This window comes from Geodermatophilus sp. SMS 5-13 (assembly GCF_059428245.1).
Genome location: NZ_CP165729.1, coordinates 2,292,728 through 2,311,956, shown reverse-complemented (window position 1 = coordinate 2,311,956; position 19,229 = coordinate 2,292,728). Strand labels below are relative to the sequence as shown.

The following is a 19,229-nucleotide window of genomic DNA, read 5'->3' as shown; positions in this document are numbered from 1 at the left end:
TCAGCCCAGGGCGCTGCCCCGGGCGGCGAGCAGCGGGATGGCGAGCTCGGTCGCGGTGAGCGAGCCGTGGTAGGCCGCCAGCCGGCTCGGCCCCGGCTCGTGCCGGCTCGCGGTCAGCGCCCAGGAGCCGCGGGCCAGCGCCACGACGTCGCCGATGCGGGCGGCGACGCCGTCGTCCACCGGACCGAACACGCCGCTGGCGATGGCCTCGTCGCGGCCGACGACCCACGCGCGGTGCCCGACGACGTCGCGCCAGCGGGCGAGGACGTCGTCCGCGGCGCCCGGGAGGGTGTGCACGTAGCGGGCCCGGGGCTCGCCGGCCAGGACCCGGACGCCATCGGCCAGGTCCGGCTCGTCGTCGACGTCCAGGCGGGTGTCGGGCGGCACGTCGAGCATCCCGTGGTCGGCGGTGACCAGCAGGGCGGCGTCCTCGGGCAGGCCGGCGACCAGCTGCTCGACGAGCCGGTCGATGATCGCCAGCTGGGCCCGCCAGCTGTCGGAGTCGACGCCGCGGACGTGCCCGGTGAGGTCCAGCTCGGGGATGTAGGCGTAGACCAGCGCCCGCGGCACCGCCCGGAGCGCCTGCAGGGTCACGGCCGTCAGGTCGCCGGGGCTGACCACTCCCGCGTAGTCGGCGCCCCGGTAGGCCGCCTCGGTCAGCCCCGACCCGCGGTAGGCGTAGGGGCCGACGGCGGTGACCGCGACCCCGGCGTCCCACGCCTGCTCGAAGACGGTGCGCTGCGCCTGCCAGGCCATCGGGTCGGGGTCGTCGCGCCACTGGGTGTGGTTGAGCAGGCGGTCCTCCCCCGGCACGTCGGTGACGAAGCCGAGGATGCCGTGGCTGCCCGGCGGCAGGCCGGTGCCCAGGGTGGCGAGGCTGACCGGGGTGGTGCTGGGGCACGGCGCCTGCAGGACCCCGACCGGGGAGGCCAGCGCCGCCAGGGTCGGGGCGAGGCCGGCGTGCGCGCGCAGCAGGTCGACGCCGAGCCCGTCGACCAGCAGGACGGCGACGCGGCGGGCACCGGCCAGCGCCGCGGTGAGGCCGAGCGGATCGGCCGGCAGGTCGCCGCGGCGCACGTCCACGCCGATGGCCGCGGCCGCGCCGGGCAGGACGTCGGCGAGGGTGGCCGTGCCGTAGTGCGGGCGGGCGAGGTCCGGGGGCAGCGTCATGGCCGACTGGCCAGGACGTGCAGGCCGGTGGCGACGTCCCGGTAGGGCGAGGTCTCGGCGAGGGCGAGCTCGAGCGCGCGCACGTTCGCCGGGTCCGCCTCGGACGAGGCGTCGAGCAGGTCGGCGACGACCGAGACGCCGCGCCAGCTGTCCGCGCGCAGCCCGGCCTCCTCGACGAGGGCGAGCAGCTCCTCGGGGGCGAACCGGCGCCGGGCGGGACGGGCCCGCCCCGGCGCGGGGTCGCGGTCCTCGACCAGGGCCAGGGCCTCGACCGGGTGGCCGGAGAGGGCACGGGCGAGGACGGCGCCGGCGCGGTTGACCGTCGCCACGCTCACCTGGCCGCCCGGCCGCACGGCGCCGGCGATCTCGCGGAGGGTGACCGCGGGGTCGTCGACCACCTCGAGCACCGAGTGGCACAGGGCGAGGTCGTAGCCGCCGTCGCCGAGGGCGGGCAGCACCTCGTGCAGCAGGTCGCCGTCCCCCTGGACGCCCCGGACGCTGCCCCCCACGCCGGCGGTGTCGGCGCGCCGGCCGAGGGTGGCCAGGGCGTCGGCGCTGGGGTCGACGACGGTCACCTGGTGGCCGAGGCGGGCCAGCGGCACGGCGAAGATGCCGCTGCCGCCGCCGACGTCGAGCACCCGCAGTGGGGTGCCCGATCGGATCACCGGGTCGAGGGCGGCCCAGACGGCGGCGGCGCGGGCGGACTGGTGCTCCGCGGCGGTCGAGGCAGAGGGCTGCACCCGGCCGACCCTAGTGGCGGGCGCCGGCGAGGGCTCCCCCGGCGCGGTCCCCGGGAAGCTGCTCCGCGAGCTCGGTGCGCGACGAGATGCCCAGCTTGCGGTAGGCGCTGCGCAGGTGGAGCTCCACGGTCTTGACCGTGACGAACAGGGACTGGGCGATCGCCCGGTTGCCCAGGCCTTCGGCGGCCATCCGGACGACTCGCAGTTCGCTGGGGGTAAGGGCGTCGATGCCGATGGCGGCCCGGCGCGGCCGGACGCCGGCCGCGGCGAGGTCCTCGCGGACCCGTTCGGCCAGCGGGGTCGCGCCGCAGCGCTGGGCCAGGTCGAGCGCGCGGCGCAGCGGCTCCCTCGACTCGATCCGCCGGTTCGCGCGGCGCAGCGCCCCACCGAGGTCGGCCAGCGCCCGCGCCTCCTCCAGCCGCGCCGAGGACCGGGCGAGCACCGTCGACGCCTCCTCCAGCAGCGCCAGGCCGGGCCCACCGCCGCGGACCAGACCGGCGGCCCGCAGCGCGATGCCGACCGCGCGGGGCACGCCGAGCCGCCGCGCGAGCTCGAGCTCCTCCTCGGCCAGCTGCCGGGCCTCCCGCGGCCGGTCCAGGCGCAGCAGCGCCAGCGCGGCGCTGGACCGCCAGGCCAGCATGCCGGGGTGGGAGGTACCGCGGGCGACCAGCCGGCGGCCCGCGTCCAGGAAGTCCTCGACGGCGTCGCCGAACCGGGCCTGCGCGCAACGCAGCCTGCCGCGGCTGTCCAGCAGCAGGGAGAGGTTCATCGGGACGGGGCCGGCGGCCAGCCGCTCGGCGGCGCTCGCCGTCTCCCCCCGCTCGACCAGCGCGCCGACCAGGAACGCGAGGCTGTACCGGCGGGTCAGGTCCAGGCCGTGCTCGCGGAGCATGTCCTCGGCCAGCTGCGCGTCGGCCTCGGCGTCGGCCAGGCGGCCGCGGCGGTAGGCCAGGCAGGCGCGCACGGTCGCGGCGGCGGCGAACCCGATCACCCACCCGCCGCGTCGGGCACGGTCCACCTCGGCGTCCCACGCCTCCTCCGCGGCGTCGAGCCGGTCGGTGGACATCAGCACCCCGCTGGCCATGAGCGCGGCGTCGGCCTCGCCGGCGTGCAGCAGGCGGCCGTCCCGCAGGGCGGCGGCGGCGAGCCGGGCGGCGTCCTCCGCGGAGCCGCGCTCCTCGAGGGCGTCGGTGGCCAGGTCGGCCAGCAGCAGGCACCCGGCCGTGCTGTCCGGTCCGGCCAGGCCGGCCAGCTCGCGCAGCCGCCGCGTGACGTCGTCGCGCGTGTCGGGATAGCGGCGGCCGATGCTGATGTAGGTGGCGTCGAGCCGCAGCCGCAGGTCCGGCTCGAGCGTCCCGGGTGCGGCGAGCGCGCGACGGAGCACGGTGACCGCCCCGCGGGTGTCCCGCGCGGTGCTCATGACCCGGGCCAGCTCGAGGGCGATCACGGCCCGGTCCCCGTCCCGCGTGCTGCGCTCCAGGGCCTCCTCGAGATACCGGCACGCCTCGGCCGGCCGGGTCCGCGCCACGGCCGAGCCGAGCTCGGCGAGCACGCCGGGCCGATCCTGCGGCAGGGGCGGCTCGGCCAGCGCGCGGCGGAGATAGCCGGCCGCCTCCTCGACCGCTCCCCGGTCCAGCGCCAGGTGCGCCGCCGCGCGGAGGACGTCGACCACCCGCGTGTCCCCGAGGCACTCGGTGGCCGCGAGGTGGGCGGCGATCCGGTCGGCGGGCGCGTGCTCGGCGTCGAGGAGGTCGGCCGCCGCCCGGTGCGCGCGGTGCCGCTCGGCGGCGGGCAGGCTCTCGTAGACCGCCCGGCGGACGGTCGGGTGCACGAACTCCAGCGGACGGCGGGGCGCGAGGATCCCGGCGGCCGCGAGCGCGTCGACGGCCCGGGTCGCCGGCCCGCCGGCCAGCCCCGCGAGGGCGGCGGCGTGCCGCAGCTCGACCCGGTCCCCGAGGACGGCGACCGCACCGGCGAACGCCACGGCCCCGCCCGGCAGGCGGCGCAGCCGGGGCAGCACCGACACCGCCGCCACCTGGGCGGCCAGCGCCGTCACCCGTTCCCCGGTGGGCGCCCCTTCCTCGTCGCGGAGGGCCTCGGCGAGCATCCGCAGCAGCAGCGGGTTGCCGCCGGTCGCCGCGAAGCAGGCGGCGCAGCAGGCCGCATCCGCGCGCGGCGAGAACACCGACCGGACCAGGACGGCCGCGGCCGGTGCGGAGAGCGCCGCGGGCCGGAGACGGACGACGAGCGGGTCGTCGCGCAGCACGTCGAGCGAGTCCGGCCGCCCCGGCTCGTCGGACCGGCAGGCGGCGACGAGCAGCACGGGCAGCGCCTCGATCCGGCGCAGCAGGTAGACGAGGAAGCGCAGCGAGGCCTCGTCGGCCCAGTGCGCGTCGTCGACGGCGAGCACGAGCGGCCCCCGCTCGGCGAGGTTGGCGGTCAGCCAGAACAGGCCGTGCAGCCCGGCGAAGGCGTCACCGAGGGGCGCGGCGGGGGCGTCCCCCAGCAGCGGCGCGGCGAGCGAGGCGGGCCCGTCGAGAAACGCGTCCCGGTCCGCGGGCGCGGCCCGGCGCAGGGGCGCCTCGTACAGCTGCCGGACGATCCCGAACGGGGAACCGCGCTCCAGTTCCCCGCCGCGGGCCCGCAGCACCGTCATCCCGTCGGCGATGGCGCGCCCGCACGTCCCCCGCAGCAGCCGGGTCTTCCCGATGCCGGCCGGCCCCTCGAGCAGCAGGAGCGCGCCGGCTCCCTCCCGCACCGCGACGACGCGATCGGCCACCAGGGCCATCTCGCCCTCGCGCTCGAGCAGCGGGAGGTGCTCCCGGTCCATCGTCGGGCCTCCTCGTCAGGCACCGGCCGGACGAAATCCTCGGGTGCGCACCCCGGTGCGCCCCGCCCGCATCCAGTGAACCGTTCCCCCGGAGGGCCGCCAAGGGCCTCGGGACCCGGGAGGACCGATGGACACAGCCACGCTCGCCTACCGCCCGGCGGACGGCGCCGTCCCGCTGCTGGAGCGGACCGTCGGCGACGCCCTACGCGCCGCGGCCGCCACCGCCCCCGACCGGATCGCCGTCGTGGAGGCCGGGCCCGGGGGGACGGCGCGGCGCGCGCTGACCTACGGCGAGCTGCTCGACGCCGCCGAGCGGACCGCCCGCGCGCTGCTCGGCCGGTTCCGCCCCGGCGAGCACGTCGCCGTCTGGGCGGGCAACTCCCTCGAGTGGATCCTGCTCGAGCACGGCGCCGCGCTCGCCGGGCTCGTCCTGGTCACCGTCAACCCGGCGTACCAGGGCGCGGAGCTGGAGGACGTGCTGCGCCGATCCCGCAGCTCGGGCCTGGTGCACGGCGCCGGCTTCCGGGGGAACCCGATGGCCGAGATCGTCGCCGACGTGCGTCCTCGGCTCGACGACCTCCGCGAGGTGATCGCCCTGGCGAACTGGGAGCGGTTCCTCGCCACGGCCGACCCCGCGGTCGCGCTGCCCGCGGTGAGCTCGTACGACGACGTGCAGATCCAGTACACGTCGGGCACCACCGGCTCCCCCAAGGGCGTCCTGCTGCACCACCACGGCATGCTCAACAACGCCCGGCTGGTGATGCAGCGGATGGGCACCGGGCCGGGCGACGTCTTCGTGTGGCCCATGCCGCTGTTCCACACCGCGGGCTGCGGGATGGGCGTGCTCGGCGCGCTGTCCGCCGGGGCCACGTTCGTCTGCCTCACCCAGTTCGACCCCGGTCTGCAGCTCGCGCTGATCGAGTCCGAGCGCGCGACGGTCAGCGGCGGCGTCCCGACCATGCTGCTGGCGCTGCTCGGTCATCCCGACGCCGGACGACGTGACTTCTCGAGCCTGCGGACCCTCGTCTCCGGAGGGGCGCCGGTGCCGCCGCAGGTGGCCCAGGAGTGCGAACGCCGGTTCGGGGTCCGGTTCTCGATCGTCTTCGGGACGACCGAGTGCTCGCCGATCATCACCATGACCGGCCCGGACGACCCTCCGGAGACGCGCACCGGCACGCTGGGGACGGCGTTGCCGCAGACCGAGGTGATGGTCGCCGATCCGGCCGGCGGGAGGCCCGTCCCGGTCGGCGCGGTCGGGGAGCTCTGTGCCCGCGGCTACCTGGTGATGCACGGCTACTTCGGGGAGCCGGAGGCCACCGCCGCCGCGATCGACGCCGACGGCTGGTACCACACCGGCGACCTCGCGCAGATGGACGGCGACGGCCGGCTGCGGGTCGAGGGCCGGATCAAGGACATGATCATCCGCGGCGGGGAGAACATCTATCCCCGGGAGATCGAGGAGCTGCTCCACCGCCACCCGGCGGTCGCCGAGGTCGCCGTCGTGGGCCGGCCCGACGCGACGTGGGGCGAGACCGTCGCGGCGTTCGTGCGGCCCGCGCCGGGTGCCACGGTGACCGAGGCCGAGCTGCACGCCTTCAGCCGGGCGCACCTCGCCGCGTACAAGACGCCGACGACGTGGGTGTTCGTCGACGCCTTTCCGCTGACCGCCTCGGGGAAGATCCGCAAGAACGAGCTGCGGGCGCAGCTCGCGGCGGCACCCGCCCGCGCCTGAGGCTCGTCAGGCGGGGACGGCGTCGGCGGCGCGCTCGAGGTCGGCGATGACGATCTTCTTCATGCCGAACATCGCCTGGACCGCGCGCTGCCGACGGGCCGGGTCGGGGTCGTTCTGCAGCTCCATCAGCCGGGTGGGCACGACCTGCCAGGAGACGCCGAAGCGGTCCTTGAGCCAGCCGCACTGGCTCTCCTCGCCGCCGTCGGTGAGCCGGTCCCAGTAGTGGTCGACCTCGGCCTGGTCGGCGCACATGATTTGGAAGGAGATGGCCTCGGTGAAGGCCCAGTTCTGCGGGCCGCCGTTGAGGCCGACGTACTCGGTGTCGCCGAGCCGCCAGTTCGCGGTCAGCACGGTGCCCGCGCGCTGCGGGTCCTCATCCCCGTAGCGGAGGACGCCGAGGATCTCGGCGTCGGGCCAGATGGAGGTGTAGTACTCGGCGGCCTGCTCGGCCTCGGTGTCGAACCACAGGCAGATCACGGTCTTCGGCATCGTCGTCCTCCTGGTGTGCGGTCTCGTCAGTAGGAACGCTCGGCGGGGCAGGAACTCATCGGTCGAGGAGGTTTCGCCCGCTGTTCGCGCGGATCACCGGGCCCGCAGCGCCGGCAACCCGCAGGAAGAGCGGGGCGAACCAACGGCGCCGGCATCAGTGGCCCGAACTGCCGGGGCTGGAGTGCCACAGCTTGCGCGGCGCCGCGGCCGTCCGGCGGGCGGCCAGCTTGGTGTCCTCGCCGGCCGGCTTGATGTCGGCGTAGGGCGACATGCGGAAGCCGGTCGGGTGCACCAGCACCGGCCGCACCATGACCGGCCGCGAGCCGTGCGACGCCGCCGCGCCGGCGATCGCCCGCTCGGTGTACTCCCCCGGCGCCGCCATCTGCTCGGCCACCGCCGCCAGGCCCCCGGCCTCCCACGCCTCGTGCAGCGCGGGCAGCTCCCAGGCCCCGGTGGCCCGCAGCGACACCCCACGGGGGCCGGTGCGGCGCACCACCCCGCGGATGACCAGCAGCCACGAGTGGAACACCGTCGCAGCGTAGGGACCCTGCACGTCCTCGAAGAAGGTGGAGTCGGTGCAGCCGGTGCCGTCGTCGAGGGTCACGAAGACGACCCGGCGGCCGGAGCGGATCGGCGGCGTCTGCGTCGCCACCTTCACCCCGGCGACCAGCACCTCGGCCTCGCTGCGGCAGGTCAGCATCTGACTCGCCGGCACCGCGCCGAGCTCGCCGAGGAACCGCCGGTAGAAGTCGATCACGTGCCGGCTGGCGTCCAGGCCCAGGACCTCGAGCTCGGCGCGCACCAGCTCGGCATCGGTGAACTCGGGCAGCCCGCTGCTGTCGGCCCACTCCGGCGCCGCCTCCTCCTCCGGCAGCTCCAGCCCCAGGAGATCCATGTCCATGAAGTCCAGGCTGAGCTGGCCGCGGGCGCCGGCCCGGGCGCCGCTGCGGGTCCACCGGTCGAGCTCGCCGATCTGCAGCAGCAGGTCGCGCCGGTTCACCTGGTGACGGCGCCGGGTCGGCCGGCCGGCCTCGCGGTCGCGCAGCCCGAAGCCGTAGAGGGAATCGAACCCGCCGGCCAGCACCAGCCGCTCCACCACCGGCCGGGACACCGACGCCCGCTGCCAGAAGTCGGCCAGCGACCGGAACGGCTGCCCGTCGACGATCCGGCCCACCTCCTCCTCGGAGATGCCCTTCACGTCGGTCAGCGACAGCCGGATGCCGTAGCGGGACGGGTCGGGCATCGACGCCGGCATCCACTCCGGCCGCAGCCGGCGCCCCTCGTCCGCGTCGTCCGGCTCCTCCTCATCGCCGAGCCGCTCGACCCGGTAGGTGTCGGCCGAGGCGTTGACGTCGAGGCCCAGCACCCGGATGCCGAAGTTGCGGGCGTCGTCGAGGATCAGCCGCTTCGGGTACATGCCGGGGTCGTGGGTGAGCACCCCGGCGAGGAAGGCCGCCGGGTGGTGCGCCTTGAGCCAGGCCGACTGGTAGGTGGGCAGCGCGAACGCCGCCGCGTGCGCCTTGCAGAAGCCGAACGAGCCGAAGGCCGCCAGCACCTCCCACACCCGCTCGGCGACCTCGACCGGGTAGCCGGCCTCCAGCACGGCAGGCATGAACCAGGCACGGACCTCCGGATGGGCGTCCTTCTCCCCCAGCGCGCGGCGCACCTCGTCGGCCTCGGCCAGGGACACCCCGGTCATCCGGGAGACGATCTGCAGCACCTGCTCGTGGAAGACGACGACGCCGGCGGTCTGCTCGAGGGCGAACTCGAGGTCGGGGTGCGGGTAGACCACGTCCCGCCAGCCGTTCCGGGCCATGAGGAACGGCGTGACCATGTCGCTCTTCACCGGCCCGGGCCGGAACAGCGAGATGTCGATGACGATGTCCTCGAACGATCGCGGCCCGAACTTGCCGACCAGCTCCCGCTGCCCCGGCGACTCGATCTGGAACATGCCCAGCGTGCGGGTGCTGCGGATCAGCTCGAACGTGGTCGGGTCGTCGCGCGGGACGGCGTCGATGTCGACCGTCTCGCCGTCCATCCGCTCGATCTCGCCGAGCGCGTGGGCGATCGCCGACTGCATCCGGATGCCGAGCAGGTCGAGCTTGAGCAGCCCGAGTTCCTCGACGTCGTCCTTGTCGAACTGGCTCATCGGATAGCCGAGGAAGCTGTTCTCCACCGGCGTGCGGTCCAGCAGCGTGGCGTCGGAGAGCAGCACCCCGCACGGGTGCAGGGCGATGTGCCGGGGCAGCCCGTCGAGCCGGGCGACCAGGTCGAACATCAGGTCCAGGTCGCCGGTGCCGCCCCCGCGCTTGCTGCCCATCCGGCTGGCCCGCAGCTCCGGCAGGTCGCGCAGCGCGGCGTGCACCTGGTTGGCCCGGATGTGCGGGAACGCCTTGGCGATGGCGTCGACCTCGGCGACCGGCATCCCCAGCGCGGCGCCGACGTCGCGGATCGCGTGCCGGACCCGGTAGGTGTCCATCATCGAGATGCAGCTGACCCGGTGCGCGCCGAAGCGCTCCAGGACGGCGTCGTAGACCTCCATGCGCCGGGCGGACTCCACGTCGATGTCGACGTCGGGCAGCTGGTGGCGCAGCGGGGAGAGGAAGCGCTCCATCAGCAGCCCGTAGCGGATCGGGTCGACGTCGGAGATGCCGAGCAGGTAGGTGACCAGGCTGCCCGCGCCCGAGCCGCGCGCCGCCGCCCGGACCCGCAGGCTCTTGATCAGGTCGACCACGTCGGCGACGGTGAGGAAGTAGGAGGGGTAGCCGAGGGAGTCGATGACGCCCAGCTCCTCCTCCAGCCGGACGCGCACCCGCTCGGTCAGCGCCATCCCGCGGCGGCCGAGGCCGGCCTCGCAGCGGGCGCGCAGGACCTGCGACGGGCTCATCCCCCGCTCCGCGGCGGTGGTGACGACGTCGAGCTCGGGATAGCGCACGGTGCCGATGCCGAGGTCCTCGCGGACGTCGACGGCGCACTGCTCGGCCAGCCGGGCGGTGCCCTCGAGCAGCCGCAGCGCGGCGTCGCGGTCGGGGCCGACGAGGTCCTCGGCCACCTCGGCCATCTCCTTGCCCGACTTCAGGTAGCCCTCGGCGGTGCGCCGGTCGACGTGCCGCAGGTCGAGCGGGACCAGTCGGCGGGACGCGTCGAGCACGTCGGCGGTGGGGGCGTCGAGGGCGTCGACGTAGCGGACGGCGTTGCTGAGCACCACCGGCACCTGCTGCTCGGCGGCGAACCGCAGCATCGCCGCGGCCCGGGCGCGGTCGCCCCGGCCGCGGTGGTGGACCAGCTCGACCGCCAGCCGGCCCGGGCCGAAGATCGCCCGCCAGGCGTCCAGCGTCGCCGCGGCGGCGTCGGCCCGGCCCTCGGCCAGCGCCCGCCCGACCGGGGACTCCGGCCCGAGCAGCGCGACCAGCCCCGGGGCGTGCTCGGCGGCCAGCGCCAGCGAGCTCACCGGCTCCCCCCGCGTGCCGCGCAGGTGGGTCGCGCTGGTCAGCCGGCACAGCGAGCGCCAGCCCTCCCCGTCGCGGGCGAGGAAGGTGACCCGCGGCAGCCGCGGGTCGACGCTGGCCCCGCCGCGCGCGGGCACCCGCCGGCCGGCCGGGCCGCCGAGCCGGGACGCCGCGCCGTTCCCCAGCGGCCGGGCCAGCGGCCGCGGGACGGCGGAGTCGACGGCCGGCGCCATCGCGAGGTCCACCCCGAAGATCGGTCGCACCCCGGCCGAGCGGCAGGCGAGCGCGAACTTGACCGCGCCGTAGAGGCCGTCGCGGTCGGTCAGCGCGAGCGCCGCCATGCCGTGCTCGGCGGCCCGGGCCACGAGGTCGGCGGGATGGTTGGCGCCGTACCGCATCGAGTAGCCCGAGGCGACGTGGAGGTGGACGAAGGGGTCGGCGCTCACCTTCGGTGGTCGGAGCCGCCGACCACCCGGGGGCGGGTGGCCGCCGGCCGGACCGGCTCGGGGGCGAGGGCGCCGAGGGTGTGCTCGACGACGGTGAGGAACGCCCGGACGTCGCGGACCAGGTCGTCGGCCTCCCGCTCGGTGACCGCGCGGGAGAGGCCGGCCTCGGCCGCGGCCCGCTTGGCGGCGCCGGCGGCGAAGAAGGTGGCCCACTCCCCCAGCTCCGGCGCGACCTGACCGAGCAGCACCCACGCGCTGCGCGGCCGGCGCCGACCGGCCTCGGGCCGGGTGCGGGCGGCGAGGACGGCGGCGGCTGCGCGCAGCGCGCCCAGGTGGGCGGTGGCGTACCGGCGCCGGGGGTCGTCGGTGCAGCCCGCGGCCTCGGCCAGCGCGCGGTGGGCCTGGTCGAGGAGCTGGGCCGCCGCCGGGGGCAGAGGCGGCGGCAGCGGCAGCTGGTCGGCGGGCATGACTCGCGCGGCGCCCATCAGTCGTGCACCCGCACGAGCCACCAGCGGTTGCCGGCGGCGTCCCAGGACAGGTCGTAGACGCCGGCGAAGCTCATCCGCGACCGGCCGGCCCGCACCGCCTCCACCCGCCACACCTCGCGGGAGGCGACCAGCTCGGCCGAGGCGCCGCCGGAGGAGCTGACGGCGTGTTGCTGCCACCAGGGGGCGGTCTCCACCCAGGAGTCGAGCAGCTCGCCCACGACGTAGCGTGACTCGCCGCGCCAGAACTGCACCGGGCCCAGCGCGCCGCGCTCGACCTGCACCTCCTCGCCGACCCGACCGGCCGGCCCGCCGAGCACCCGGCTCATGGCACACTCCCCTGTCTCGCTCTCCCGCCAAGGCCGTCCGGCCCACCGCCCCGGGCGGGGAAGGACCCGAGAGCGGCGGGTGTCGGCTGTGTCCGAACCCTGTTGATCGAACGCATGTTCGAACACGGAGAAGTAGACCTGACGCGGCCGGGCCCGTCAAGTGGTGCGCCGCCCGTGTCCCGCCGCCGACCGCGCCGGATCGGGGCGCGCGGGTCGCCGGGCCGGTGGCAGGATTCAGCCATGACCCGTCCCGCGCACCCACGGGTCGCCGAGGTCGCCGAGCTCCTCGCGGTCTCCGGAGCGACCGGGCAGGTGCGCGAGCTGCCGGGCAGCGCCCGCACCGCCTCGGCGGCCGCCGCACAGCTCGGCGTCCCCGTCGGCGCGATCGCCAACAGCCTGCTGTTCGACGTCGACGGCGAGCCCCTGCTCGTCCTGACCAGCGGCGGGCACCGCGTCGACGAGGTGCAGGTGGCCGGGCTCCTCGGCGTCCCGCACGTCCGGCGGGCCTCGCCCGACTTCGTCCGGGAGCACACCGGGCAGCCAATCGGCGGCGTGGCCCCCATCGGCCACCCCGAGCCGATCGGCACCCTGGTCGACGTGGAGCTGGCCCGCTACGACCGCGTGTGGGCCTCGGCGGGACACCCCTCGGCGGTCTTCCCCACCACCTACGAGGAGCTGCTCCGGCTCACCGCCGGCACGGCCGCGGAGGTCGCCGGGGGCATGCTCGATCCCGACGTCGAGGAGGTGGTCGGCCCATGACCGGCACCCGGCCCACCGCACGGGTCACCGAGCTGCCCGTCTCGTGGATCCGCGAGCACATGCACGAGGCCCTGGCCATCTACGGGCTGGCCATGGGCTACGACCCCTCGGTCGTCGCCGGCCGCTACGGCTACGCCATGCAGCACACCGAGCGCCCGGGCTTCCGCGCCGTCGGCGCGTTCGCCGAGACGCCGGAGGGCGAGCAGCTCGTCGGCTTCGGCTACGGCTACCTGGTCGCCCCCGGGCAGTGGTGGCACGACCAGGTCCGCGCCGCGCTCGACCGCCGGACGGCGAAGCGCTGGCTGCCCGGCGCGTTCGAGGTGTGCGAGCTGCACGTCCACCCCGAGCACCAGAGCCGCGGGCTGGGCCGCCAGCTGCTGCACGCCCTGGTGGCCGGCCTGTCCCATCCGGCCGCGCTGCTGTCCACGCCGGACGCCGACACCAAGGCCTTCCGGCTCTACCACGCCGACGGCTTCGTCGACCTCGCCCGCGGCCACCACTTCCCCGGCGACTCGCGGCCGTTCGCCATCCTGGGCGCGCGCCTGCCGCTGCGGCCCGCCGGCACCTGAGCCCACGGGTGGGCACCTCGTCCGTCGACGCCGTCGTCGTCGGCTCGGGGCACAACGGGCTGGTCGCCGCCTGCTACCTGGCCCGCGCCGGCCTGTCGGTCGAGGTGGTCGAGCGCGACGCCGTCCTCGGGGGCGCGGTCTCGACGGTGGAGCGCTGGCCGGGCGTGCGGGTCGACCGCGGCTCCAGCGCGCACGTGATCATCCGGCACAGCGGGATCGTCGAGGAGCTCGACCTGGCCGCCCACGGGCTGCGCTACGTCGACTGCGACCCGTGGGGCTTCGCGCCGGGCGACCCGCCCCTGGTCTTCCGGAGGGACCTCGCCGCCACGGCCGCGTCGATCGAGGCGGCCTGCGGCCCGGACGACGCCGCGGCCTACCGCCGCTTCGTCGAGGTGTGGGGACCGCGCAGCCGCGCGGTGGCCGCCTCCTTCGGCGGTCGCCCGGCGGCCGGCAATCTGCTGCGCGCGTTCTGGCCGCTCGGGGCGCCCCGCAACGGGCGGCCGCGCACGCCCGGCGGCGAGCTCGCGGTCGACTTCCTCGGCTCGGGCGACGCGCTGCTCGACCGCTGGTTCACCAGCGAGCGGCTCAAGGCCGCGCTGGCCTGGTTCGGCGCGCAGTCCGGCCCGGCGATGTCCGAGCCGGGGACGGCGGCGATGGTCGGCTGGGTGGCGCTGCTGCACGACGTCCCGCCCGGTCATCCCGTCGGTGGCTCGGGAGCACTGACGGAGGCGCTGCGCCGCCGGCTGGAGGCCGACGGCGGCCGGGTCACCCTGGGCGATGCCGCCACCGGGCTGCTGGTCGAGGACGGCCGGGTCACCGGGGTGCGGACGGCGTCCGGACGGCGGATCGCGGCCGGCACCGTCGTCGCGGCCTGCCACGTGCTGGCCACCCGCGAGCTGGCCGGCGCCGCCGCTCCCCCGGCGCTCGCGGACGCCCGCCCGCCGCTGGGCAACGGCTTCGGCCTCGTCGTCCGCGCGCTGACCGACGCGCCGCCGTCCTACCCCGGCGCGGGTCCCGAGGCGCAGGGCGGGCTGCAGCTGCTGTGCACCGACCGCGCCGAGCTCGCCGCGGCGCACGGCGACTGGCGGGCCGGCCGGCTGCCGCGCGTGCCCGTGCCGCTCGCGATGTGCTTCTCCGCATCCGACGACACCCTCGCCCCGGAAGGCCGGCACGTGGTGACCGTCTGGGGGCAGTGGTACCCGTACGAGCTCGAGGACGGCGGCGACTGGGCCGGCCTCGCCGACGCCGAGGCCGACCGGCTGATCGCGGCCGTGGACCGGTTCGCGCCGGGCTTCGCCGCCTCGGTGGTCGACCGGTACGTGCAGACGCCGCTGCGGCTGGAGCAGGAACTGTCGCTGCCCCGTGGCAACGTGATGCACGTGGAGATGGGGCTGGCCAGCATGTTCGCGTTCCGGCCGACGCCGGCGCTGGCCGGCTACCGGGTGCCGGGGCTGGCCGGGTTGTACCTGGCCGGCGCGTCCACGCACCCCGGCGGCGGGGTGTCGGGCAACTCCGGCCGGACGGCGGCCCGGCTGGTGCTGGCCGACCGCAGGAGGCGCCGGTTCGTACGGTGGCGCCGGTGACGACCGCGACCGTGCCCGGGGTGGTCGGACGGCGGGTCCCCCTGGTGCTCGCCGTGCTCCTGGTGCTGACCGCGATCGCCTACCCGCTCACCGACGGCGGGGCGCGCGACGCGGTGACCTGGGCGATCGTGCTGCTCGGCTCCGCCGTCTCGGTGACCCACGCGGGGGTCTCCCGCGGCCGGCGCACCGGGCTCGGCGTCGCCGCTCTCGTCGTGGTCACGGCGATCGCGGTCGAGGCGGTCGGACTGGCCACCGGCTTCCCGTACGGCCGCTACACCTACGGCGACGTGCTCGGGCCGCGGCTGCTCGGCGTGCCGTTCCTCGTGCCGCTGGCCTGGCTGATGATGGCCTGGCCGAGCTGGGTGCTCGCCGCCCGGCTGGCCCGCCGCCGCCTCGCCCGCGTCGCCGTCGCCTCCGCGGTGTTCGCCGCGTGGGACGTCGTCCTCGATCCGCAGATGGTGCAGGCCGGGTACTGGACGTGGGCCCGTCCGGAGCCCGGGCTGCCCGGCATCGACACCGTCCCGCTGACCAACCTCGGCGGCTGGCTGCTCGCCGGCCTCGGGCTCATGGCGCTGCTCGACGCGCTGGTCGCCCGCACCGCGACCGCGCCACGCATCGGCGACGCCGCGCCGCTGCTCGCGCTGGGCTGGATGACGCTGGGCGGCGCGCTCGCGCACGCGGGCTGGCTCGGGCTGCCGGGATCGGCGGTGTGGGGCGCGGTCCTCGCCGTCCCGGTGCTGGTGGCGCTGGCCCGGCAGCGGACCCGGTCGTGAGCCGCCCGGTCGGTGTGCTCGCCGCTCTGTCTGCGGCTGGAGCGGTGCACGCGGCGGTCAACATGGCCCTGCTGCGCCGCCCGCCCGCCGTTCCGCCGCCGGTGCACCGCCCGGTGACCGTCGTCCTGCCGGTGCGCGACGAGGAGCGGCAGGTCGGCGAGTGCCTGGCCGGGGTGCTCGACCAGCGCGGCGTCCCCGACCTGCGGGTCGTGGTGGTCGACGACGGCTCCACCGACGGCACCGCCGAGGTCGTCCGGGCGGTCGCCGACCCGCGGGTCCACCTGATCGAGACCGACGGCCCGCCGGCCGGGTGGCTCGGCAAGCCGCACGCCTGCGCCGTCGGGGCAGCCGAGACCCGACCGGACGACGACGGCGTGCTGGTCTTCCTCGACGCGGACGTGCGGCTGTGGCCGGACGCCGTCGCGGCGGCCGTCGCCCTGCTCGACGCGCACGGCCTGGACCTCGTGTCGCCGTGGCCGCGGCCGCTGGCCGGCAGCCTTGCGGAGCGGCTGGTCCAGCCGCTGTCACCGTGGCTGTGGGCGACCACGCTGCCGCTGCGACCGGCCGAGCGCTCGCCGCGGCCGTCGCTCGCGGCGGCCAACGGGCAGTTCCTCGTCGTCCGGACGGCGACCTACCGCCGGGCCGGCGGGCACGCGGCGGTACGCGGCGAGGTGCTCGAGGACCTCGCCCTCCTGCGGGCGGTCAAGCGGGCCGGGGGCCGGGGCGTGCCGGTCGACGGGTCGCGGCTGGCCGCCTGCCGGATGTACGAGGGCTGGCCGGCGCTGCGGGACGGCTACGCGAAGTCGCTGTGGGGCACGGTCGGCGGCTCGCCGGCGGCCAGCCTGGCCGCGGCCGGGGTGCTCACCGCGGTGGGCGTCGTCCCCGCGGTCGCCGCGCTGCGCGGGTCCCGGGCCGGGCTGGCCGGCTACCTCGCGGGCGTGGCCGGGCGGGCCGTCGTCGCCGCGCGCACCGGCGGGCGGGTGTGGCCGGACGCGCTGGCGCACCCCGTCTCGCTGCTGGTCCTCGACGCGCTGATGGCACGCTCGGTTCTGGGGCACCGGCGCGGCACGCTCACCTGGCGCGGCCGGAGGCTCGCGATGCCGGAGGTCAGGAGGGCCGGCGGATGTCGACCCGGATCCAGGTGACCTCGAGCCGGGTGACGCCGGTGGGCGGTTACGGGTTGCGGCCGGCGAGCTGACGGGCCGCCACCCGACCGGCCGCCTCCACCGCCTTGGCCGCGGCGAGCGCGGTGACCGCGACCGCGGACGCGGCGAGCACCGGTCCGGCGGTGGCCGCCCGAGCCAGGGCCGGGACGAGGGCGCGGGCGCGCGGCGCGAGGGATCTCCCGGTGCGGCGGGCGACGACGCCGTCCCTCCCGATGACCTCGACCTGGTGGGCCATGGCGTCCTCCGTCCCCGCGGCGGGTCCCGCCCAGTGTGACCCCCGCTCGGCCGCCGGACCGGGTGGGGACGACGATGAGGGCGTGACCTCGGCCGACTCGCCGCCCCGCATGCAGTTCGACCCCGCCGAGATGGAGTCCCGGGCGTTCTACCGGATCCTCAACTCGGTGGTGGTGCCGCGCCCGATCGCCTGGGTGTGCAGCCGTTCGGCGGACGGCGTGGACAACCTGGCGCCGCACTCCTTCTACACCGTGGCCTGCGTCGACCCGCCGATCGTGCAGTTCACCTCGGTGGGCCGCAAGGACTCGCTGAACAACGTCGAGGCGACCGGCGAGTTCACGGTCAACCTCACCCCGCGGGCGCTGTTCGAGCAGATCAACGCCACCGGCACCGACTTCCCGCCCGACGAGAGCGAGGCCGAGCACACCGGCGTCCGGCTGGAGCCCAGCGAGCGGGTGGCGGCGAAGCGGGTGGCCGAGTCGCCGGTCAGCATCGAGTGCACCCTGCACTCGACGACGAAGCTGGGCGACTGCTGGGTGGTCTTCGGCCGGGTGCTGGCGATCAGCGTCTGGGAGCACGCGGTGCGCGACGGGCGGCCGCGGATCGAGCACCTCGACCCGGTCGCCCGGCTCGGCGGCAACGAGTGGACGACGCTCGGCGAGATCCTGGAGATCCCGCGGATCCCGTACAAGAAGTGGTCGGGCGACCCCTCGATCGGCGAACGCCTCCGCGGCGGTTAGGGCTCAGGCGGGCAGGAATTCCGCGATCTCCGCGGCGGCGTCGGGGCCGAAGGCGTCGGCGAAGCGCTCGAGGAACGGCTCGCGGACGATCGAGTACTCCTGCGTGCCCACCACCTCGACCGCCTCCGTGGCGACGGCGGAGCCCAGCTGGGTCGACCGCTCGAGGGAGAGCCCCCACACCCGGCCGGCGATGAAGCCGGCCCGCAGCGCGTCGCCGCCGCCGGTCGGCTCGACCGGCTTGGTCTCGGGCACCGCACGCACGCGCAGCGGCTCCTCGCCGGCCCGCCGCACCAGCACGCCCTCGGCCGCGCGGGTGGTCACCCAGGTGCCGACCCGGGCGAGCACCTCCCCCTCGCTCCAGCCGGTCTTCTGCAGCAGCAGCGCGCCCTCGTACTCGTTGGTGAACAGCAGCTCGGCGTCGGCCACCAGCGAGCGGATCATGTCGCCGTCGGCCCAGGCCAGCTGCTGGCTGGGGTCGGCGGCGAAGGCGTAGCCGCGCTGTCGGCACTCCTCGGTGTGGCGGACCATCGCGGTCGGGTCGTTGGGGCCGACGACGACGAGGTCGAGCGGTCCCACCCGCCGCTCGACGGGCGCGAGCTCGATCTGCGCCGCCTCGGCCATCGCCCCCGAGTAGAACGAGGCGATCTGGTTGTTCTTGGCGTCGGTCGTGCACACGAACCGGGCGGTGTGCTTGAGCTCCGACCAGTGCACGCTGCCGGTGTCCACGCCGTGCCGCGACAGCCAGGCCTCGTAGTCGGCGAAGTCGCTGCCGACGGCGCCGACCAGCACCGGCCCCAGCCCGAGCAGGCCCAGGCCGTAGGCGATGTTCGCGCCGGCGCCGCCGCGGTGCTGGACCAGGTCGTCGACGAGGAACGACAGGGACACGTTCTCCATCTGGCCCTCGACGAACTGCTCGGTGAACGTGCCCGGGAAGGTCATCAGGTGGTCGGTGGCGATGGAGCCGGTGACGGCGACGGGCACGGCGGGCGCTCCTCGGTGAGGACGGTGAACGATGGGCGACGTCGCGGGAAACAGCACCTCAGGGTAGGGGCGCCCCCGAGGGGCCGCCCGCCGGTGGTCCGGTGCGGCCCCCGAGGGCGCGGCGCAGGGCGACGCCGAGCTGCACCACGGCGACCGCGCCGAGGACCGCGCCGGCCGCCGTCCCCGCGGTGACGACGGCGGCCGCGGCCCCGCCGACGACCCCCGCCCCGCCGAGGGTGAACCCGGCCATCGCCACCCGCGTCGGCCGCTCCCACACCGACAGCGCGCCGGTCTCGGCCACGCCCGCCTGCCCTGCCCGCGCCCGCAGGTAGTCCGGCAGCCAGCACAGCGCGCCGAACGCGGCCGCCAGCCAGCCGGGCGCGCCCGCTGCCCACAGCGCGCCCGCGTAGGCGGCCTCGGTCAGCCGGTCGACGGCGGAGTCCAGCACGAAGCCGCGCCGCGACGCCCGGCCGGTCGCGATCGCCAGCGCCCCGTCGAGGCTGTCGAGCAGGCCGGAGAACCCCACGAGCAGCCCGGCGGCGACCAGCCAGCCGCCGCCGGCCACGGCGGCGCCGACCGCGGCCACCGACACCAGCAGCCCGAGCGCCGTGACGAGCAGCGGCGGCAGCCCGGCGAGCGGGCGGGCCAGTCCGTAGGCCAGCGACAGCCAGCCGCGGACCAGCCGGCTGTCGGCGGGCTCGGTCCCGCCGTGCCAGCGCGCCCACGCGGCGAGGTACTCGTCGCGGCTCATCAC

At 76.6% G+C, this 19,229-nt stretch carries 17 protein-coding genes; 7 read left to right on the top strand and 10 right to left on the bottom strand.

Going from position 1 to position 19,229, the window contains the following annotated elements:
• The 3 genes from AB3388_RS11330 to AB3388_RS11320 are packed head-to-tail and all read right to left on the bottom strand — an operon-like array spanning nucleotide 1 to nucleotide 4,740.
• The gene (locus AB3388_RS11330; RefSeq protein WP_495410873.1) at nucleotides 1-1,170 is read right to left on the bottom strand and encodes an alkaline phosphatase family protein; all 1,170 of its coding nucleotides are present in this window, start codon (nucleotides 1,168-1,170) and stop codon (nucleotides 1-3) included.
• On the bottom strand, nucleotides 1,167-1,910 hold the full coding sequence (locus AB3388_RS11325; RefSeq protein WP_495410872.1) for a class I SAM-dependent methyltransferase: 744 nt from the start codon (nucleotides 1,908-1,910) through the stop codon (nucleotides 1,167-1,169). The genes AB3388_RS11330 and AB3388_RS11325 overlap by 4 nt, the downstream gene beginning before the upstream one ends.
• 10 nt (nucleotides 1,911-1,920) lie before the next feature.
• On the bottom strand, nucleotides 1,921-4,740 hold the full coding sequence (locus tag AB3388_RS11320) for an ATP-binding protein (RefSeq protein WP_495410871.1): 2,820 nt from the start codon (nucleotides 4,738-4,740) through the stop codon (nucleotides 1,921-1,923).
• Nucleotides 4,741-4,867: 127 nt separating this feature from the next.
• On the opposite strand from AB3388_RS11320, the gene AB3388_RS11315 reads away from it, so the two are divergent.
• The gene (locus tag AB3388_RS11315; protein WP_495410870.1) at nucleotides 4,868-6,472 is read left to right on the top strand and encodes an AMP-binding protein; all 1,605 of its coding nucleotides are present in this window, start codon (nucleotides 4,868-4,870) and stop codon (nucleotides 6,470-6,472) included.
• A gap of 6 nt (nucleotides 6,473-6,478) precedes the next feature.
• On the opposite strand, the gene AB3388_RS11310 is transcribed toward AB3388_RS11315, so the two are convergent.
• The 4 genes from AB3388_RS11310 to AB3388_RS11295 all read right to left on the bottom strand — a co-directional run bounded on the left by AB3388_RS11310 (nucleotide 6,479) and on the right by AB3388_RS11295 (nucleotide 11,670).
• Entirely contained in the window at nucleotides 6,479-6,961 is a 483-nt protein-coding gene (locus AB3388_RS11310) for a VOC family protein (RefSeq protein ID WP_495410869.1), read from the bottom strand.
• 154 nt (nucleotides 6,962-7,115) lie between these two features.
• Nucleotides 7,116-10,808, bottom strand: a complete 3,693-nt coding sequence (locus AB3388_RS11305; protein WP_495411451.1) for a DNA polymerase III subunit alpha — start codon at nucleotides 10,806-10,808, stop codon at nucleotides 7,116-7,118.
• A gap of 44 nt (nucleotides 10,809-10,852) precedes the next feature.
• Nucleotides 10,853-11,341 carry an SAV_6107 family HEPN domain-containing protein gene (locus tag AB3388_RS11300; RefSeq protein ID WP_495410868.1) on the bottom strand — a complete coding sequence of 163 codons (489 nt, stop codon included), beginning with the start codon at nucleotides 11,339-11,341 and terminating at the stop codon, nucleotides 10,853-10,855.
• Nucleotides 11,341-11,670 (bottom strand): DUF6504 family protein, encoded by a 330-nt coding sequence (locus AB3388_RS11295; RefSeq protein ID WP_495410867.1) that lies wholly within the window; start codon nucleotides 11,668-11,670, stop codon nucleotides 11,341-11,343. The genes AB3388_RS11300 and AB3388_RS11295 overlap by 1 nt, the downstream gene beginning before the upstream one ends.
• Before the next feature lie 240 nt (nucleotides 11,671-11,910).
• On the opposite strand from AB3388_RS11295, the gene AB3388_RS11290 reads away from it, so the two are divergent.
• The 5 genes from AB3388_RS11290 to AB3388_RS11270 are packed head-to-tail and all read left to right on the top strand — an operon-like array spanning nucleotide 11,911 to nucleotide 16,499.
• Nucleotides 11,911-12,429, top strand: coding sequence for a YbaK/EbsC family protein (locus AB3388_RS11290; RefSeq protein WP_495410866.1), 519 nt, complete (start codon nucleotides 11,911-11,913; stop codon nucleotides 12,427-12,429).
• Complete coding sequence (locus tag AB3388_RS11285) at nucleotides 12,426-12,998, top strand: GNAT family N-acetyltransferase (protein WP_495410865.1); 573 nt, start codon at nucleotides 12,426-12,428, stop codon at nucleotides 12,996-12,998. Before AB3388_RS11290 ends, AB3388_RS11285 begins: the two co-directional genes overlap by 4 nt.
• An 8-nt stretch (nucleotides 12,999-13,006) precedes the next feature.
• Entirely contained in the window at nucleotides 13,007-14,581 is a 1,575-nt protein-coding gene (locus AB3388_RS11280) for a phytoene desaturase family protein (RefSeq protein ID WP_495410864.1), read from the top strand.
• On the top strand, nucleotides 14,578-15,354 hold the full coding sequence (locus AB3388_RS11275; protein WP_495410863.1) for a carotenoid biosynthesis protein: 777 nt from the start codon (nucleotides 14,578-14,580) through the stop codon (nucleotides 15,352-15,354). Before AB3388_RS11280 ends, AB3388_RS11275 begins: the two co-directional genes overlap by 4 nt.
• Nucleotides 15,351-16,499: a glycosyltransferase family 2 protein gene (locus tag AB3388_RS11270; protein ID WP_495410862.1), complete on the top strand. Its 1,149-nt coding sequence runs from the start codon at nucleotides 15,351-15,353 to the stop codon at nucleotides 16,497-16,499. Before AB3388_RS11275 ends, AB3388_RS11270 begins: the two co-directional genes overlap by 4 nt.
• Before the next feature lie 28 nt (nucleotides 16,500-16,527).
• Here the strand turns inward: AB3388_RS11270 and AB3388_RS11265 are convergent, their stop codons facing one another.
• Entirely contained in the window at nucleotides 16,528-16,755 is a 228-nt protein-coding gene (locus tag AB3388_RS11265) for a hypothetical protein (RefSeq protein WP_495410861.1), read from the bottom strand.
• A gap of 82 nt (nucleotides 16,756-16,837) precedes the next feature.
• Here AB3388_RS11265 and AB3388_RS11260 point away from each other — a divergent pair, with 82 nt between their 5' ends.
• Nucleotides 16,838-17,494 (top strand): flavin reductase family protein, encoded by a 657-nt coding sequence (locus tag AB3388_RS11260; protein ID WP_495410860.1) that lies wholly within the window; start codon nucleotides 16,838-16,840, stop codon nucleotides 17,492-17,494.
• A 3-nt stretch (nucleotides 17,495-17,497) separates the two neighbouring features.
• Here AB3388_RS11260 and AB3388_RS11255 read toward each other — a convergent pair whose 3' ends face one another.
• A complete protein-coding gene (locus AB3388_RS11255) occupies nucleotides 17,498-18,475 on the bottom strand; it encodes a carbohydrate kinase family protein (protein WP_495410859.1) in 978 nt (325 codons plus the stop codon).
• 58 nt (nucleotides 18,476-18,533) lie between these two features.
• Entirely contained in the window at nucleotides 18,534-19,226 is a 693-nt protein-coding gene (locus AB3388_RS11250; RefSeq protein ID WP_495410858.1) for a CDP-alcohol phosphatidyltransferase family protein, read from the bottom strand.
• Between the last annotated feature and the right edge of the window lie 3 nt (nucleotides 19,227-19,229).

Bases quoted from the DNA above. Each gene is read 5' to 3' on its own strand.
- AB3388_RS11300 (WP_495410868.1), bottom strand. From the start codon at position 11,341: ATGGGCGCCGCGCGAGTCATGCCCGCCGACCAGCTGCCGCTGCCGCCG.
- AB3388_RS11295 (WP_495410867.1), bottom strand. From the start codon at position 11,670: ATGAGCCGGGTGCTCGGCGGGCCGGCCGGTCGGGTCGGCGAGGAGGTG.
- AB3388_RS11305 (WP_495411451.1), bottom strand. From the start codon at position 10,808: ATGCGGTACGGCGCCAACCATCCCGCCGACCTCGTGGCCCGGGCCGCC.
- AB3388_RS11250 (WP_495410858.1), bottom strand. From the start codon at position 19,226: ATGAGCCGCGACGAGTACCTCGCCGCGTGGGCGCGCTGGCACGGCGGG.
- AB3388_RS11290 (WP_495410866.1), top strand. From the start codon at position 11,911: ATGACCCGTCCCGCGCACCCACGGGTCGCCGAGGTCGCCGAGCTCCTC.
- AB3388_RS11315 (WP_495410870.1), top strand. From the start codon at position 4,868: ATGGACACAGCCACGCTCGCCTACCGCCCGGCGGACGGCGCCGTCCCG.
- AB3388_RS11310 (WP_495410869.1), bottom strand. From the start codon at position 6,961: ATGCCGAAGACCGTGATCTGCCTGTGGTTCGACACCGAGGCCGAGCAG.
- AB3388_RS11265 (WP_495410861.1), bottom strand. From the start codon at position 16,755: ATGGCCCACCAGGTCGAGGTCATCGGGAGGGACGGCGTCGTCGCCCGC.
- AB3388_RS11320 (WP_495410871.1), bottom strand. From the start codon at position 4,740: ATGGACCGGGAGCACCTCCCGCTGCTCGAGCGCGAGGGCGAGATGGCC.
- AB3388_RS11330 (WP_495410873.1), bottom strand. From the start codon at position 1,170: ATGACGCTGCCCCCGGACCTCGCCCGCCCGCACTACGGCACGGCCACC.
- AB3388_RS11285 (WP_495410865.1), top strand. From the start codon at position 12,426: ATGACCGGCACCCGGCCCACCGCACGGGTCACCGAGCTGCCCGTCTCG.